This window comes from Janthinobacterium sp. LM6 (assembly GCF_002002885.1).
Classification (GTDB): Bacteria; Pseudomonadota; Gammaproteobacteria; order Burkholderiales; family Burkholderiaceae_D; genus Janthinobacterium; species Janthinobacterium kumbetense.
This window is the reverse complement of sequence record NZ_CP019510.1, coordinates 3583621-3600742: the sequence shown is the minus strand read 5'-3', so window position 1 is coordinate 3600742 and position 17122 is coordinate 3583621. Positions and strand designations below refer to the sequence as shown.

The 17122-nt window shown below is 61.4% G+C and carries 16 protein-coding genes; 8 read left to right on the top strand and 8 right to left on the bottom strand.

What is annotated here, in order from left to right; genetic code table 11:
* The 3 genes from BZG29_RS15760 to BZG29_RS15750 are packed head-to-tail and all read right to left on the bottom strand — an operon-like array spanning nucleotide 1 to nucleotide 5574.
* A complete protein-coding gene (locus BZG29_RS15760; protein ID WP_077404650.1) occupies nucleotides 1–1191 on the bottom strand; it encodes a hybrid sensor histidine kinase/response regulator in 1191 nt (396 codons plus the stop codon).
* Entirely contained in the window at nucleotides 1188–2066 is an 879-nt protein-coding gene (locus BZG29_RS15755) for a CheR family methyltransferase (protein WP_077404647.1), read from the bottom strand. The genes BZG29_RS15760 and BZG29_RS15755 overlap by 4 nt, the downstream gene beginning before the upstream one ends.
* Nucleotides 2067–2094: 28 nt before the next feature.
* A complete protein-coding gene (locus BZG29_RS15750; RefSeq protein ID WP_077409130.1) occupies nucleotides 2095–5574 on the bottom strand; it encodes a response regulator in 3480 nt (1159 codons plus the stop codon).
* Nucleotides 5575–5856: 282 nt separating this feature from the next.
* Between BZG29_RS15750 and BZG29_RS15745 the strand changes: the two genes are divergently transcribed.
* Nucleotides 5857–6309, top strand: coding sequence for an Hsp20/alpha crystallin family protein (locus tag BZG29_RS15745; protein WP_077409129.1), 453 nt, complete (start codon nucleotides 5857–5859; stop codon nucleotides 6307–6309).
* Nucleotides 6310–6407: 98 nt separating this feature from the next.
* Here the strand turns inward: BZG29_RS15745 and BZG29_RS15740 are convergent, their stop codons facing one another.
* A complete protein-coding gene (locus tag BZG29_RS15740; RefSeq protein WP_077404645.1) occupies nucleotides 6408–7754 on the bottom strand; it encodes an MFS transporter in 1347 nt (448 codons plus the stop codon).
* Between the two features lie 217 nt (nucleotides 7755–7971).
* Between BZG29_RS15740 and cyoA the strand changes: the two genes are divergently transcribed.
* The 7 genes from cyoA (at nucleotide 7972) to BZG29_RS15705 (ending at nucleotide 14755) form a co-directional block, all read left to right on the top strand.
* Nucleotides 7972–8955, top strand: coding sequence for a ubiquinol oxidase subunit II (cyoA, locus tag BZG29_RS15735; protein ID WP_170909664.1), 984 nt, complete (start codon nucleotides 7972–7974; stop codon nucleotides 8953–8955).
* Between the two features lie 84 nt (nucleotides 8956–9039).
* The gene (cyoB, locus tag BZG29_RS15730) at nucleotides 9040–11043 is read left to right on the top strand and encodes a cytochrome o ubiquinol oxidase subunit I (RefSeq protein WP_077404642.1); all 2004 of its coding nucleotides are present in this window, start codon (nucleotides 9040–9042) and stop codon (nucleotides 11041–11043) included.
* Nucleotides 11036–11674, top strand: a complete 639-nt coding sequence (gene cyoC / locus BZG29_RS15725) for a cytochrome o ubiquinol oxidase subunit III (RefSeq protein ID WP_034788486.1) — start codon at nucleotides 11036–11038, stop codon at nucleotides 11672–11674. Before cyoB ends, cyoC begins: the two co-directional genes overlap by 8 nt.
* The gene (gene cyoD / locus BZG29_RS15720; protein ID WP_034748058.1) at nucleotides 11671–12057 is read left to right on the top strand and encodes a cytochrome o ubiquinol oxidase subunit IV; all 387 of its coding nucleotides are present in this window, start codon (nucleotides 11671–11673) and stop codon (nucleotides 12055–12057) included. Before cyoC ends, cyoD begins: the two co-directional genes overlap by 4 nt.
* Before the next feature lie 77 nt (nucleotides 12058–12134).
* Entirely contained in the window at nucleotides 12135–12896 is a 762-nt protein-coding gene (locus BZG29_RS15715; protein WP_253192597.1) for an SURF1 family protein, read from the top strand.
* Nucleotides 12880–14229: an ATP-binding protein gene (locus tag BZG29_RS15710; RefSeq protein WP_034788477.1), complete on the top strand. Its 1350-nt coding sequence runs from the start codon at nucleotides 12880–12882 to the stop codon at nucleotides 14227–14229. The genes BZG29_RS15715 and BZG29_RS15710 overlap by 17 nt, the downstream gene beginning before the upstream one ends.
* On the top strand, nucleotides 14219–14755 hold the full coding sequence (locus BZG29_RS15705; RefSeq protein WP_034788474.1) for a response regulator transcription factor: 537 nt from the start codon (nucleotides 14219–14221) through the stop codon (nucleotides 14753–14755). The genes BZG29_RS15710 and BZG29_RS15705 overlap by 11 nt, the downstream gene beginning before the upstream one ends.
* Before the next feature lie 13 nt (nucleotides 14756–14768).
* Here the strand turns inward: BZG29_RS15705 and BZG29_RS15700 are convergent, their stop codons facing one another.
* From BZG29_RS15700 to BZG29_RS15685, 4 genes are all read right to left on the bottom strand, one after another.
* A complete protein-coding gene (locus tag BZG29_RS15700) occupies nucleotides 14769–15428 on the bottom strand; it encodes a hypothetical protein (protein WP_077404635.1) in 660 nt (219 codons plus the stop codon).
* 274 nt (nucleotides 15429–15702) lie between these two features.
* Nucleotides 15703–16197, bottom strand: a complete 495-nt coding sequence (locus BZG29_RS15695; RefSeq protein WP_077404632.1) for an N-acetyltransferase — start codon at nucleotides 16195–16197, stop codon at nucleotides 15703–15705.
* Nucleotides 16194–16568, bottom strand: a complete 375-nt coding sequence (locus BZG29_RS15690) for a hypothetical protein (RefSeq protein ID WP_150130938.1) — start codon at nucleotides 16566–16568, stop codon at nucleotides 16194–16196. Before BZG29_RS15690 ends, BZG29_RS15695 begins: the two co-directional genes overlap by 4 nt.
* Before the next feature lie 172 nt (nucleotides 16569–16740).
* Entirely contained in the window at nucleotides 16741–17106 is a 366-nt protein-coding gene (locus BZG29_RS15685; protein WP_077404626.1) for a hypothetical protein, read from the bottom strand.
* Between the last annotated feature and the right edge of the window lie 16 nt (nucleotides 17107–17122).

Below are 17122 nucleotides of genomic sequence, written 5' to 3'. Positions count from 1 at the left end.
TCAGCTGCCGGCCAGCGGCAGGGTGACGCTGAACAGGGCGCCATTGCCGGGCTGGCTTTGCAGGGTGATGGCGCCGCCGTGCGCATCGACCAGCTGCTTGGTGATGAACAGGCCCAGGCCCAGGCCGCCCGTGCGGTCCTGGTGGATGACGCGCTCGAAGGCGTCGAAGATGCGCTCCTGGTCGCGCGCATTGATGCCGATGCCATGGTCGCGCACTTCGATGACGGCGCTGTTCTGCGTGTGCGCCAGGCTGATTTCCACGGGCTGGCCCTGGCCGTAGCGCACGGCATTGCTGATCAGGTTGACAACGATCTGCTCGACGCGGAAGGCATCCCAGTAACCGTGGATGGGTTCGAAGGCCATCACTTCCAGCACGCTGCCCGTCGTGGCCGCATACGGCGCCAGGTCGTCCGCCACGCGGCGCACCAGGCTGGTCAGGTCGACGGCTTCGCGGCGGATCGACAGCTTGCCGCTGGTGATGCGCGAGACGTCGAGCATGTCGTCGATCAGGCGCACCATGCTGCGGATTTGCCGCCCGTCGCGCGCCACCATCTTGCCCAGCTTTTCCGGTTCGAAGGCGGCCAGGTTGCCCCGTTCCAGGTTGACGGTGCGCATCTGCGTCTCGAGGAACAGCGTATTTAATGGCGTGCGCAGCTCGTGCGCCACCATGGACATGAATTCGTCGCGCAGGCGCAGCGAACGCTGCAGCTCCGCCTGCGTGGCGCGCAATTCTTTCAGCAGCGCTTCCTGCTGCTGGCGGCTGTGCTCGAGCGCCTGCACCTGGCGCCGCGTCTCGCTGCGCTGCTGGTGCAGGGCGACGAAGACGTTGACCTTGCTTTGCACGGCATTGATGTCGAGCGGCTTGTGCAGGAAATCGACGGCGCCGCTTTCATAGCCCTGGAAGGCGAAATTCATTTCCTTGCCGGCCGCCGTGACGAAGACGATGGGGATGTGGCGCGTCTTTTCCGTGCCGCGCATCAGTTGCGCCAGCTCAAAGCCGTCCATTTCCGGCATTTGCACGTCGAGGATGGCCAGCGCGAAATCGTGTTCCAGCAGCAGGGCCAGCGCTTCCTCGCCCGAGGAGGCCTGGTAGACGCTGCGGTCGCTCTCGCGTATCAGCGCATTGAGCGCGCGCAAGTTTTCCGGCAAGTCGTCGACGATCAGCAGTTTGGTGCTTGTTTCATTCATCATGTTTCATTCCTGGCATGGCTTTGCCGTCCAGCGTAGTGGGAAGCGGCGTGCGATGGCGCACGCTTGCGGTAGAGCTTTTCGGGACCCGGCAATGGCTCGAAGTCGGCGGCAAAGCGGGTGAAATGCGTGCTTTCCTTGCTGCCCAGGCCCAGGAAACCCCGGTGGCACAGCGAGTCGTGGAACAGGCCCAGGGCCCGTTCCTGCAAGGTTTTGTTGAAGTAAATCAGCACGTTACGGCAGCAAATCAATTGCGTTTCGATAAAAACGCTGTCCGTGGACAGGCTGTGGTCGGCAAAATTGATCCTGTCGAGCAGGCGCTGCTGGAAGCGCGCCGTCGCATGCTCGGCCGTGTAGTAATCGGTCAGCTGGCCCAGGCCGCCCGCGGCCAGGTAGTTGGCGCCATACTCATCGAGCCGGTGCAGCGGATACACGCCGCGCGCGGCCGTGGCCAGCGCTTGCGGATTGATGTCGGTGGCGTAAATCGTGCTGCGTTCAAGCAAGCCTTCCTCGTGCAGCATGATGGCCAGCGACAGCGCCTCTTCGCCCGTGCAGCAGCCGGCCACCCAGATGGTCGGCGACGGGTAGGTTTTCAGCACGGGCACCACCTGTTCGCGCAAGGCGCGGAAAAACGCCGGGTCGCGGAACATTTGAGTGACGGGCACGGTCAAAATCTGCAGCAGCTTGCCAAAGGCGGCGGCATCGTCCAGCACCAGCTGTTGCAAGGCAGTCAAGTCGGCGCAATGCAGGCGTTCGAGCGCCTGATGCAGGCGCCGGCGCTGCGAGGGTAAAGAGTAGTCGCGGAAGTCATAGCTGTAGCGCTGATAGATTGCTTCCATCAGCGCCTGCAGTTGCGCGTCCGTGGTGCGCAGGGACATCAGCGCCGCTCCCGGGCATGGCGTGTCATCACATGCGTTCCATCTTCGGCATCCACACACGCAGCAGCGAATACAAACGGTCCAGGTCGATCGGTTTGGCCAGGTAGTCGGAAGCGCCCGCCTGCAGGCATTCTTCCTGGTCATTCTTCATGGCCTTGGCCGTAATCGCGATGATGGGCAGCTTGTTGTAGCGCCCATCGGCGCGAATCAGACGCGTCGCTTCCAGGCCATCCATGCCCGGCATCATGACATCCATCAACACGAGGTCGATATCGTCCACGCTGTTGAGCTTGCTGATGGCTTCGAAGCCGTTGCGGCCGATTTCCACCACCACGCCTTTCTGTTCCAGCGCATTTGTCAGGGCAAAGATATTGCGCACGTCGTCGTCCACCAGCAAGATCTTGCGCCCTTCGAAGACCCGCTCGCGGCTGCGCACCTGCTGCAGCATGCCCTGGCGCTCGCTCGACAGTTCCGATTCCACCTTGTGCAGGAAGAGGGTGACTTCGTCGAGCAGGCGTTCGGGCGAACGGGCGCCCTTGATGATGATGGAGCGCGAATACTTCATCAGGTCCGCTTCTTCCTCGCGGCTCAGGTTGCGGCCCGTGTAGACGATGACGGGCGGGAATGAGCACAGCTCTTCATGTTCCATGCGTTCCAGTAACTCGTTGCCCTGGATATCGGGCAGCTTCAAGTCGATGATCATGCAGTCGAAAATCTGTGTTTTCAGCAATTCCAGCGCCTGTTCGCCCAAGGCCACGGCCGTGATTTCCACGTCGTCGTCGCTGATCAGGTGGACCACGCTTTCGCGCTGGCGTTCGTCGTCCTCGACCAGCAGGATGCGCTTCATCTGCTGCGTAAACTTCGATTCGAGCTTGCGGAACACTTCCTTCAGCTGCTCGCGCGTGCGCGGCTTGGTGGCGTAGCCGATGGCACCCAGTTGCATGGCTTCCTGGATCTGGTCGTTGCCGGAGACGATGTGCACGGGAATGTGGCGCGTCAGCGGGTTTTCCTTGAGCTGCTGCAAGACCAGCAAGCCGGGGCGGTCCGGCAAGCCCATGTCGAGCAGGATGGCGTCGGGCAGGAATTCTTGCGCCAGGCGCAAGCCTTCGTCGGCGCCATGCGCCACCAGGCAGCGGTATTGCATTTCATGCGCGAGGTCGAACAGGATGCCGGCAAACGACGGTTCATCCTCGATCACCAGCACGGAACGCTGGCCCGTCTTGACGGCCGGCACACTATTGCGGTCATCCTCGAAGGTGGGCAGCGGCACGGGCTTGGCGGCAGGCGCCGCCTTGGGCGCGGCGGCGGGTTTTGCGGGCGCTTGCGGCGCGGCGGCGGGCACCGTGACCGCTTCCGCCGCGCGTTCCGGCATGACGGCCGGCAGCACGAGGGTGAACGTGCTGCCCTGGCCGGGTGTGCTGGCCAGCTCGATGCTGCCACCGAGCAAGGCGGCCAGGTCGCGCGAAATCGACAGGCCCAGGCCCGTGCCGCCATAGCGGCGGCTGGTGGTGCCGTCGGCCTGGTGGAAGGCGTCGAAAATCTTGTGCTGCTGGTCGCCGGCGATGCCGATGCCCGTATCCTGCACCTGGAAGCGCACCTGGCCGGCCGCAGCGGTGCTCACGTGCAGGGATACGCTGCCCGTGTCGGTAAACTTGATGGCGTTCGACAGCAGGTTTTTCAGGATTTGCTCGAGGCGCTGGCGGTCGCTGACGAATGACGGCGGGGCGTCCGGCGCCACCTTGACGTCAAACACCAGTTTCTTTTGCTGTGCCTGGGCGCCGAACAACATCTTCATGCTGCTGAGCAGCTCGTCGAAGGGCACGGCTTCCGGCGTCAATTCCAGCTTGCCCGCCTCGACCTTGGAAATGTCGAGGATATCGTTGATGAGGGTCAATAAATCGTTGCCGGCCGAATAAATGGTTTGCGCGAAGGTCACTTGCTCCGGCGTCAGGTTGCCGCTGGTGTTGTCCGACAGCAGCTTCGACAGGATGAGCGAGCTGTTCAGTGGTGTGCGCAGTTCGTGCGACATGTTCGCCAGGAATTCGGATTTATAGCGGCTGGCCCGCTGCAGCTCTTCGGCGCGCGCTTCCAGCTGTGCATGGGCTTCGCCGATGGCCATGTTTTTCTGGTCCAGCGACAGCGCCTGCACGGCCAGCTGCTCGTTCGACTGTTCCAGTGCCGCCTTTTGCTCTTCCAGGTGGGCTTGCGACTGTTCCAGCACGCGCGACTGCTCGCCCAGCTCTTCATTGGCCGTGCGCAATTCTTCCTGCTGCACTTCCAGTTCTTCATTCAGTTGCTGGGTTTCTTCCAGCACGTTTTGCAGGCGCTGGCGGTACAGGGCCGCTTCCAGCGAAGTGCCGACATTCGCGGCAATCAGGTTCAGCCATTCCTTGGCGCGGGCACTGACGGGATGCGTAAAGCCCAGTTCGATGACGCCGTTGACGAGGCCTTCGTTGTTGACGGGCGTCAAGACCAGTTCCAGCGGCGTGCCGCGGCCCAGGCTTGACGTCACGGTCAGGTAATCGTCGGGCACTTGCCGTACATGCTTGAGGCGCTTTTCGCGCGCCGTCTCGCCCACCAGGCCTTCGCCCAGCTTGAAGACGGGCTTGTCCTTCACGCCCTGGTCGTTGAAGCCGTACACGGCCGTGCGGCGCAGGCTGCCATCCTCGTCGACGACGTACAGGGTGGCGACGGCCACGTCGAGGCGGTGGGCGAGGAAGTCCAGCACGTGCCGTCCCAGTTGCGGCAAGCCCAGCTGGCCGCTCGTGTGGGCCGCCAGTTCCGTTTGCCCCGTGCGCAGCCACGCCTGCTCCTGCAGCACGTCATTATCCTTGCCGCGCTGCTCAAGCGCATCGTTGTAGATGTCGGACAGGCGCAGCAGTTCGCGCCGTCCCAGGTAGGCGAGCAAGCCCGACAATCCCAGGCTGAGGATGAGGAAGACCACCACGGCCAGCATGGTGCGGCTTTCGGCCGTGTCGGCCCGTTCCTGGCGCAGCCGCTGCTCCATGGACAGGAAGGCGAGGAATTCGCGGCGGATTTCGTCAAATTCCAGCTTGCCTTCGCCCTGGCGCACGCGCGCGAGGAATTCCTGGTTGCTGCGGCGCTGGGCGATCACGCCTTCGGCATAATCGAGCCACTGGCCTTGCAGCGCGCGGATGCGGCGCAAGCGGTCCACCTGGATGGGACTGTCGGACACCAGTTCGAGCAGGGTGCTCATTTCGACGGCGATCTTTGCCTTGCCCGATTTATATGGCGCCAGAAACGTTTCGTCGCCCGTCAGCAGGTAGCCGCGCATGCCTGTTTCCAGGTCGACGGACAATTTCATGACCTCGTTCGCATTGCCGATCACCCGTTCGGAATGCTCGACCGAGCGCAGGGCCGACAGCAGGTAGGCGATCAGGGCGACGAACACGAGGGCCGTGACGACCCCGATGACCAGCGGCAAGGTGACGTTGCGGGCGAGGATGCGGCGAAAGCTGAAGGAATCGATCGGGGTCTTGGTATTCATCATGTCCGTGTAAGGCTGTCGCGAAAAAATCAATTTTAATTGAAATGCAAGTTTTCTGGTGGTCAAGTATGGCGTGCGCTAGCATAACAGTCTTGTGCCCAATTGCCGACTCGCACGCCTGTGCAAAGCGCGGCAACACACAGATCAAAGTGGTGGGAAAATCAAGCTGGCCACGATTGAGGCAGATCAACGAGATTGGCTGTTGTCATCCTAAGATGCAGAAGGTGGCGGCGTCCTTGCAGGCGGCCGCCGTGTGCAAGCCAGCCCATGCAGGAGGACATCATGGCCAATCATTTGATCCACCGCGATCCGCAGCATCCGCTGGGGCGTTTCGACCCCTTCAGCGATATGGAAGAATTCATGCACGATTTTTTTGCGCCCGCCTTGCGGCTGCGCGAAGGGGGCACATCGCGCATGCGTGTCGACATTTCCGAAACCGAACAAGCCTATCAGGTGCAGGCAGACATTCCCGGCGTCAACAAGGACGACATCAAGGTGTCCATCGACGGCAACCGCGTCTCCATCAGCGCGGAACTCAAGGAGGAAAGAGTGACGCGCGACGGCGGCGGCAAGACCGTGCGCAGCGAACGCGAGTATGGCCAGCAGTACCGCAGCTTCGTGCTGCCGCACGAGGTGGACGAGGCCGGCGCGCAGGCCCGCTATGAAAATGGCGTGCTGCTGCTGGACTTGCCGAAGAAAGAGGGCACGGGCGGACGGCAGCTGGCGATACAGTAAGCCGGGTCGGGCTCCAGATACAGCCTGGGGCATGAAAAAACGCCGGGCGGTGCCGGCGTTTTTTCAGTGCTGCGCGCGCTGCGCTGTATACATATATGTCAGTCGCGGATTTCCAGTGCCCGGTTCAGGCTCAGCGCGGCCAGAGAGGCGACGGCGCCTGACAGCAGGTAGAAGCTGACATAGGCGAGGCCGAAGTTGGCTGACAGGCCCAGCGCGACCAGCGGGGCGAAGCCGGCGCCGACCAGCCATGCCAGGTCGGACGTCAGGGCCGCACCCGTGTAGCGGAAGCGGGCAGGGAAGTTGGCCGTCACGGCGCCGGCTGCCTGGCCGTAGGACAGGCCCAGCAGGCTGAAGCCCACGAGGATGAACACGTCCTGGCCCGTATTGCCGCCGCCCATCAGGGTCGGCACGAAGGCGCTGAAGATGGCGATCAGCACGGCCAGCACGCCCAGGGTGGTGCGGCGGCCCACTTTATCGGCCAGCAAGCCGGAAATCACCACGCCGACGGCGGCCAGCACGGCACCCAGCATCTGGATTTGCAGGAAGTCCGGCGCGGAACGGGTCTGGTAGACGGAAATCCACGACAGCGGGAACACGGTCACCAGGTGGAACAGCGCATAGCTGGCCAGCGCGGCGAGTGCGCCGATCAGCACGTTGCGGCCCTGGCCGCGACTCATTTCAAACACGCTCACGGGCTGCAGTTCGCGTTCGTCGAGCAGGCGCGCATATTCATTCGTCGACACCAGGCGCAGACGGGCAAACAGGGCCACCACGTTGATGGCGAAGGCGACATAGAAAGGATAGCGCCAGCCCCAGTCGAGGAAGTCTTCATCCGTCAGGGTGGTCAGCATGAACCAGAACAGGCCGGCGGCGATCAGGAAGCCGGCGGGCGCGCCCAGTTGGCCCAGCATGGCGTACCAGCCGCGCTTGTTTTCCGGCGCGTTCAGGGCCAGCAGCGACGGCAAGCCATCCCAGGAACCACCGAGCGCCACGCCCTGGCCGATGCGCAGCACGGACAGCCAGACGATGGCGGCAAAGCCCAGGTGGGAGTAGGTCGGCAGGAAGGCGATGCCGGCCGTCGACACGCCCAGCAGGAAGAGGGCGAAGGTCAGCTTGGCGCTGCGCCCCATGCGGCGCTGGATCTCCATGAAGATCACGGTGCCGAACGGACGGGCGATGAAGGCGAACGAGAAAATCAGGAATGCATATAAAGTACCTTCCAGGCGTTCTTCGAATGGGAAGAAGACGCGCGGAAACACCAGTACCGAAGCGATGGCGTAGACAAAGAAGTCAAAGTATTCGGAAGCGCGGCCGATGATCACGCCGACGGCGATCTCACCAGGGTCGATATGCGATTCGACCGTGCCGGCCCCGCTTGCGTCGCGCAGGGAGTGAGGGGAAAAGTCGGCGGGTACATCCCCGCTGTGTATGCGCGTGCTGGACATGATGATCGTCTCCAATATAGTTTCGAGTTCGGCCAACGCGTAACATACCCCGGGTGTCTCACGCCCGGAGTAGGACTATTCAATAGATAGCTGTAGGAAAACTCCGCAACTACCGAGTGAAAATCCGAGCAAGGGGTAGGACAAAACGTCCAATTGCCAACGCGCTCCAGTGAGAATACAGTACCATATCTTCATCCCCTGTACTGGACTTTCCTGTATGTTTTCATTAAAAGTTCGTCGCGGACTGCTTCTTTTACCTCTCGCATTGTTGGCTGGTTGCAATACGGTGGTACTGAATCCGTCCGGAGACATCGCAGTTCAGCAAGGCAATCTGATTGTCATCTCGACATTGCTGATGCTGTTGATTATCGTTCCGGTAATCGCCCTGACCCTGCTTTTCGCATGGCGCTATAGAAAAAACAACACCGCGGCCAAATACGAGCCGGACTGGGACCACTCGACTCGCCTCGAGCTGATCATCTGGGGCGCGCCCCTGCTGATCATCATCGTGCTGGGCCTGCTGACCTGGATCAGCACCCACACCCTCGATCCTTATCGTCCGCTGAGCCGTATCGACGCCAACCGTCCGATTCCTGCCAGCCACAAGCCGATGATCGTCGAAGTCGTGGCGCTGGACTGGAAATGGCTGTTCATCTATCCGGAGCAAGGCATCGCTTCCGTGAATGAACTGTACGCGCCAGTCGATCGTCCGATCCGCTTCAAGATCACCGCGTCGTCCGTCATGAACTCGTTCTTCATCCCCGCACTGGCAGGTCAGATCTACGCCATGCCTGGCATGGAAACGCAGCTGAATGCCGTCATCAACAAGCCTGGCGTCTACAAGGGCTTTTCCGCCAACTACAGCGGTGCCGGTTTCTCGGGCATGCGCTTCAAGTTCCACGGCGTGAATGATGCGGACTTCGACAAATGGGTGGAGTCGGCACGTGCCGGTGGCGGCGCGCTGAACCGCGACGACTACCTGTCGCTGGCCCAGCCTAGCGAACGCGACCCGGTCCGCCGCTACAGCGCCGTACCTAGCGATCTGTACAAGGCAATTCTGAACCGCACCATCGTTTCCGACGCCCTGTGCGTGACGCCGGTCGAGCCATACAAATTGACGATGGCAAAAAGCCCGGTAGCGGCCGTAACGGCAGTAGTCGCTAGCGATGCAGTAGTTGAAAAGGGCGTTCAAGCCAAGTAACGACTGCATGAATCCCGCAGCGCATTGCGCTGCAGATACTGGCGCCGCTTGCCTGGCGCCTCCCTTTTTTCTCTGAGAGTAACAATGCTAGACCATATTGATCTGACGAAGCTTATATTCGGCCGTCTGACTTGGGATGCAATTCCATTTCACGAACCTATCCTGCTGGCGACCTTTGCAATGGTCGCCCTGGGCGGTATCGCACTCGTTGCGGCACTGACGTATTTCCGCGTCTGGGGTACCCTGTGGCGCGACTGGATCACCAGTATCGACCATAAAAAAATCGGTATCATGTACATGATCCTGGGCCTGGTCATGCTGCTGCGCGGCTTTGCCGACGCGCTCATGATGCGCACCCAGCAGGCGATCGCCTTCGGCGACAATGCCGGCTTCCTGCCACCGCATCACTACGACCAGATCTTCACCGCCCACGGCGTGATCATGATCTTCTTCGTCGCGATGCCTTTCGTGACGGGTCTGATGAACTACGTGGTGCCGCTGCAAATCGGCGCGCGCGACGTGGCTTTCCCTTTCCTTAACAACTTCAGCTTCTGGATGACCACCATGGGCGCTGCCCTGGTCATGGCTTCGCTGTTCGTCGGCGAATTCGCCCGCACGGGCTGGCTGGCGTATCCGCCGCTGTCGGGCATCGTCGGCAGTCCGGACGTGGGGGTAGACTATTACATCTGGTCCTTGCAGATTGCCGGGGTCGGGACGCTATTGTCCGGTGTCAACCTGATCGCCACCATCGTCAAGATGCGCGCGCCAGGCATGACCTGGATGAAAATGCCGGTCTTCACCTGGACCGCACTGTGCACCAACATCCTGATCGTCGCCGCCTTCCCGGTGCTGACGGCCGTGCTGGCCATGCTGTCGCTGGACCGCGTTGCAGGCTTTAACTTCTTCACGACGGAACTGGGCGGCAACGCCATGATGTACGTCAACCTGATCTGGATCTGGGGTCACCCTGAGGTCTACATCCTGATCCTGCCGCTGTTCGGCGTGTTCTCGGAAGTCGTTGCCACCTTCAGCAGCAAGCGTTTGTTCGGCTACGCCTCGATGGTGTACGCCACCTGCGTCATCATGATCCTGTCGTACCTGGTATGGCTGCATCACTTCTTCACCATGGGTTCGGGCGCCAGCGTCAACTCCTTCTTCGGCATCACGACGATGATCATTTCGATCCCGACGGGCGCGAAGATCTTCAACTGGCTGTTTACCATGTACCGCGGCCGTATCCGCTTTGAACTGCCCATGCTGTGGACGATCGGCTTCATGGTCACCTTCACCATCGGCGGCATGACCGGCGTCTTGCTGGCCGTACCTCCAGCGGACTTCGTGCTGCACAACAGCCTGTTCCTGATTGCCCACTTCCATAACGTGATTATCGGCGGCGTGGTGTTCGGTGTGTTCGCTGCAATCAACTACTGGTACCCGAAAGCCTTCGGCTACAAGCTCGACGCGTTCTGGGGCAAGTGCTCGTTCTGGTTCTGGTTCGTCGGCTTCTACCTGGCCTTCATGCCGCTGTACGTGCTGGGCCTGATGGGCGTGACCCGTCGTGTCAACCACTTTGAAGATCCATCGCTGCAAATCTGGACCATCATCGCCTGGTTTGGCGCCGTCTCGATCGCACTGGGCATCGCTTCCATGCTGATCCAGTTCTTCGTCAGCTACCGCAACCGTCACGCCCTGCGCGACGTGACCGGCGACCCATGGGGCGGCCGCACGCTGGAATGGTCGACGTCGTCGCCACCGCCAGACTATAATTTCGCCTTCACGCCGCAAGTGCACGAACTCGATGCATGGACCGACATGAAGAAACACGGTTACCAGCGTCCGACGTCCGGTTTCACGAAGATCCACATGCCGAAGAACACCTGGGCTGGTTTCGTGATCGCCGCACTGTCCGCACTGGTCGGTTTTGGCCTGATCTGGCAAATGTGGCTCGTCGCCGCCGTCGGCTTCGTGGTCATGATGATTACGATCATCGTCCATACCTTTAACTACAAGCGCGATTACTACATTCCTGCGGAAGAAGTGGTCCGTACCGAAGACGCTTATACTAAATTGCTGAGCAGCCATGTCTGATACCATCGCCCATAACACCGGCGCCGCTGGCGCCGCACCAAGCACGCGCAGCTACTTTGTGCGCGAGCACCACCCGGAAAACGGCAGCTTGCTGGGTTTCTGGCTCTACCTGATGAGCGATTGCCTGATCTTCGCCTGTCTGTTCGCCACGTACGCCGTGGTCGGCCGCAGCTACGCGGACGGCCCGACGGGCGCCGCGCTGTTCGACCTGCCGCTGGTGGCCGTCAACACGGCCATGCTGCTGTTGTCGTCGATCACCTACGGCTTCGCCATGCTGGCCATGCAGCGCAAGCAATTGCGCAGCACCCTGGTCTGGCTGGGCATCACGGGCCTGTTCGGCCTGGCCTTCCTGTCGCTGGAAATGTATGAATTCATTCATCTGATCCACGAAGGCGCCGGTCCGCAGCGCAGCGCGTTCCTGTCGTCGTTCTTCGCCCTGGTCGGCACCCACGGCTTGCACGTGACGTTCGGCGTGATCTGGCTCGTGACTTTGATGTTCCAGTTGAACAAGCATGGTCTGACCCCGGAAAACGGCCGCCGCATGATGTGCCTGTCGCTGTTCTGGCATTTCCTGGACGTCATCTGGATCGGCGTCTTCACCTTTGTCTACCTGATGGGAGTGCTGCCATGAGCGACCACCACACACACGGCGATAGCCACCACCATGACAACCACGATCATGGCAGCTTGAAAAGCTACACCATCGGCTTCATCCTGTCGGTGATCCTGACGGCCATTCCTTTCTGGCTGGTGATGACGAAAGCCATCACCAATTCGGGCACCATGGGCCTGGTCCTGCTGGCGTTCGCGGCGGTTCAAGTGGTGGTGCACATGGTGTACTTCCTGCACATGAACACCAAGTCCGAAGGCGGCTGGAACATGATGGCGCTGATCTTCACGATCATGATCGTGGGTATCGCCATGGCCGGTTCCCTGTGGGTGATGTACCACATGAACCACAACATGATGCCGGATCTGATGCCTGAGTACATGCATACGAAAACGGCTCCATGATGAGTCAAACGCGCCCAGACAGCACCGGGCGCGCCCCTGGCGCCGCATCGCAAGATGCCGCGCCAGGCCCACGCGGCATGGCTGTGCATTATTCAAGCATTGCACTGGCCTTGCTGGCGGGGATCTTATTTGCCGGTTTCTGTGCCCTGGGCACCTGGCAAGTCAAGCGCCTGTTCTGGAAGCTTGACCTGATCGAGCGCGTCGAACAACGCGTACATGCGCCCGCAACGGACGCACCTGGACCGGCAGCCTGGGCCAGTGTCACGCAGCAAACGGATGAATACCGCCATGTGCGACTCTCCGGTACGTATCTCCCCATTTTCAATACCCTGGTGCAAGCAACGACGGCACTGGGCAGCGGCTACTGGTTAATCACGCCATTGCGCCTGGCCGACGGCAGCACCGTGCTGGTCAACCGCGGCTTCGTAACCAAGCGCGCCGGCATCGCCGCCGGCACGCCGCCCGGCATCGTCGAGGTCGACGGCTTGCTGCGCGTCAGCGAGACGGGCGGCGGTTTCCTGCGCGAAAACAGTCCAGCCACGCAGCACTGGTATTCGCGCGACGTGGCCGCCATCGCCGCTTCGCACATGCTCACCAACGTGGCGCCATATTTTGTCGACGCCAAGGCAAAGTCGGAAACTGCCGTTGACGCCCCCGTCGGCGGCCTGACCGTGATCTCGTTCCACAACAGTCACCTGGTGTATGCGCTGACGTGGTTCGCGCTGGCCTTGATGGTAGCCGGTATCACGTGGTGGATCGTGCGCGAGAACAAGCGCCGTCGCGCGCGTGGCAAGAAGCTTGATCCATCGCAAGAAAGCGACCATGCCGGGCAGGATTGAGATCCTGCCCAACCGCGAGGTCTTAGAACGCGGCGCCGTGGCGGCCGAGATGGAACATCCGGCCGGCCACCAGAACATGAAGCTGCTGATCCAGCTGCGCTGGCTGGCCGTGATCGGCCAGATCAGCACGATCTTCGGCGTGGGCGTGGGACTGGGCATCGCCTTGCCCGTGCCCTACATGCTCGAAGTGCTGTCCTGCCTCATCGCCTTCAACCTGGCCAGCCTGCTGCGCTGGCACGAACGCCAGCCCGTGTCCAACACGGCGCTGTTCCTCGCCCTGCTGGTCGACGTGACCGTGCTGACGGCCCAGCTCTACCTGAGCGGCGGCATCAGCAACCCGTTTGCCTTCCTGTACTTACTGCAAGTCATTCTCAGCGCCGTGCTGCTGGAAGTGTGGTCGACCTGGATCATGGTGGCCATCACCAGCCTGTGCCTGGCGGGCCTGGCCTTGCTGCCCGGCCCCTTGATCCTGCCGATCGACCCGGAACGGGGCTTTTCCAGCCTGTACGTGCAAGGCTTGCTGATCTGTTTTATCTTGAACGCCGCCTTGCTGGTGGTCTTTATTACACGCATCAACCGCAACCAGCGCGCCGGCGACGCCAAGGTGGCGGACTTGCGCCAGCGCGCGGCGGAAGAAGAGCACATTATCCGCATGGGATTGCTGGCTTCGGGCGCCGCGCACGAGCTGGGTACGCCGCTGGCGACCCTGTCCGTGATCCTCGGCGACTGGCGCCGCATGCCGGAATTGAGCAAGAACAGCGAATTGCTGGAAGAAATCACGGAAATGCAGGCGCAATTGCAGCGCTGCAAGAGCATCGTCAGCGGCATTTTGTTGTCGGCGGGCGAGGCGCGCGGCGAATCGTCCGTGAAAACGACGATCAACACCTTCCTCAACGACCTGGTCGACGAATGGCGCACCAGCCGCCCGATCCAGGATTTCGAGTACGATAACCGCATCGAGCACGACGTGCCCGTCGTCTTCGATTCGACCCTGAAACAAACGATTTGCAATGTGCTCGACAATGCACTGGAAGCGTCGCCGGAGTGGCTGCGCTTCGAAGCGACGCGCGAAGCGGACGCCTTGCACCTGGTCATCACCGATGCGGGCCCCGGCTTCGAGCCGTCGATGCTGACGCACCTGGGCAAACCGTACCAAAGCAGCAAGGGCAAGCCCGGCGGCGGCCTCGGTCTGTTCCTCGTGGTGAATGTCGCGCGTACCCTGGGCGGTACGGTGACGGCGCGCAACAGGGTGCAGGGCGGGGCGGTGGTGCACCTGGCCTTGCCGCTGGCGGCCATCAAACTGGAAAGAGAAAGCGACCACCATGCAGGATGACCGTCTGTTACTGATCGTGGAAGACGATGCCGCGTTTGCCCGCACCCTGGGCCGCTCGTTCGAACGGCGCGGCTACCAGGTCATCCTGGCCACCAATTTCGACGAGGCGAGCGCCTTGCTGGAACAGCATTGCCCCGACTACGCCGTCGTCGATTTAAAGCTCAATGGCAATACCTCGGGCCTGGCCTGCGTGCAGATGCTGCACCAGCACGACCCGGAGATGCTGATCGTCGTGCTGACGGGCTACGCCAGCATCGGCACGGCCGTCGAAGCCATCAAACTGGGCGCCTGCCAGTACCTGGCGAAGCCGTCGAACACGGACGACATCGAAGCGGCCTTCGGCCACGTGGCCGGCAACGCCGACATCGAACTGACGAACCGCGCCACCAACATCAAGACCCTGGAATGGGAACGCATCCACGAAATGCTGGCCGAGACGGATTTCAATATCTCGGAAACGGCGAGAAGGCTGGGCATGCACCGGCGCACCCTGGCGCGCAAGCTGGAAAAGCAGCGGGTGAAATAGGGCGCCGCGCCAGCTAGTCGTCGGCGAACGTCAGCTCGAGCACGCTGTCGTCGCTCCAGTCCTGTTCCCGCAGCGGCGGCGTGAACGACCTGACGCTGAAGGGCACGGGCGCGCTCTTGCCATTAAAACTGATCGTTGCCGCCGTGATGCGCCGTGGTTCCGAAAAGCTGTAGGTTCCCTTTTGCGACACGAAATTGCACGGCCCGCCCAATGCGCTCATCGTCGTGCGCATGGCAAAAGGCAAGGTTTCCTTGTCGATGGCCCAATGGACTTCGCACGCCAGCCGCAGGTCGCCCAGGCGGCGCAGCGTGTCGCTGGTCGCCGCGCTCCTGACGTAGGGTATCCACCTGACCGAGCCCGCCTTGCGGTTTACGGTCAGTTCGGCCTTGTCATACAGCGGACCCTGTTCGACGGGCAGGGTGAAAATATTGTCTTCCCCCAGCGGTATCGCCATGCCCGTCTCGTCGCTTTCCAGCCGCAGCGCGATGGCGTGCATGTCGACATCGGCACGGCGCGGTTCCAGGATGAAACGCAATTCGGCGCCGGGCGCCAGCGCATGTTTTTCCTCGAAGCGTTTAATGCCCTTGAGCATGGCACTGTAAGGCTTCCAGTCCGGGTCGCGGATGCCTTTCACGTTGACCGACGCCGCCGCATCCTGCCCGGCCTGTTCCACGGCTGGTTCCGTATCAGCGCAAGCTTGCGCCGCAGCACCGCACAAACACAGCAAAAGCCCCGCTCGTTGAATGGCACGCATACCTGATCTTTCTATTCATGAATGAAAACGCGAGTGTAGAAAAAAACACCGGTATGAGCAGGTTTTTAAGACAGAGCGTCAATTGGGATGAATGAAGTGCTTGAAACCGCTGTTTTCCCGGATTCGATGGCAAGATATCTCCCGGCCGCAGACTGGCCGGATACATAACAAATTCTGGCCGAAAATAAGGCCGTTATGCCGGCGCCCGCCACTCCATCTTCTGCACCTTGATATGCGGATGGCTTTCCAGCGCTTCCCATTCCGGTAAAAAGACAAAGCCCTGTTTCAGGTAAAACGCGGCGGCGCGGGCATTTTCCGGTGCCACGTCGAGCACCAGCCGGGAATGGCCATTGTCCACGGCGCATCGTTTCACGGCGTCGACCAGGCCTTGCGCCACGGCCAGGCCCCGGTATTCCGGATGTACCCACATGGCGATCAGATGGCACTCGCCATTGCCGGCCACGACCTGCGCGGCCAGGCCGATGGGCTGTTCTGCATCGAAGGCGAGGAAAAAGGTGCGCTGCGGCGTGCTGACGGCGCGTTGCTGCCAGTCGGCGTCCGAAAAAGCGGCCGCGCTGGCGTGGCTGGCGCCAAAGGCCGTGGGGGCGTCAAGCAGGGCGGCCAGGCGCGTGGACTTCAGCGCCGGCCAATCGGCGGCGCTGGTGGGGCGGACGACGATGCGGTTCAAATCTGTGACATTTCTTCACTGGTGGGCATGGCCGTGGACGAGGAAATCTTCTTGTACGCTTCCGCCAGCATCCTGACGGTCGCCACGTCGTTCACGCTGCGCGCCTCGATGACTGTCTCGCCCGCAGCGATGGTGATGTCGCCGTTCGCATAGCTGGCGGGAAAGCGCCGCTCGGTGATCTTGTTGGTGAGGACATTGCGCGCATAGCGCAGCACCACGAGCCGCTCGCCTTCCTGCCTGATGACGACATAGTTCGGGACGGTGGTGCGTTCCAGTTTCCAGGTGCCGATAAAGTCTTCGACAGGCGCGGCGCTGGCGTTGGTGAGCAGCGCACAGCCGGCGGCGAGGGTGCTCAGGAGCAGTTTTTTCATGATGGACAAGTCTATGCAAAGGTGGCCCGCATCGCAGGAAAATACGTCACAGATGCTTGAATGGCGTAGCGCCCGTCCTGGGGATGGCGCCATCCATTTAAGTATTTGGCAATATTAACAGGAACTCGGACTTGCGCATTCGTATTTGTGGCGTGCAACTTACGCGTGCAACTTACGATTGGTCCCACACTTCGATGGTCAGCAGTTGCCCGGCCTGGCAGGCGGCGATGCGCTCCGGGTGCACTGTAATGCTGCCGGGCCAGCCCGTGGGCTTGTCTTGAAGAAACTCACCGTCCTGTGCCTCGGCAATGCCTGCTTGCAGCAGTGGCGCGATGACGTCCGCCAGGGCCGTGTAGCGGTTGGGAAAGCCGTTGAAGGCCAGCTGGGTTGCCTTGCCTTGTGTGCACAATTGCGCGATCCAGTCCGCGCCGAACAGGCCCGCTTCCCAGGTGGCGAGAAATGCGTCCTTGTTGATTTTCGTCATATCGGCCAGCTGTTCCGGCGTTTCTGTCGAGATAATGGTCCACCAGCCTGACATGGGCGATCCTTGCGAA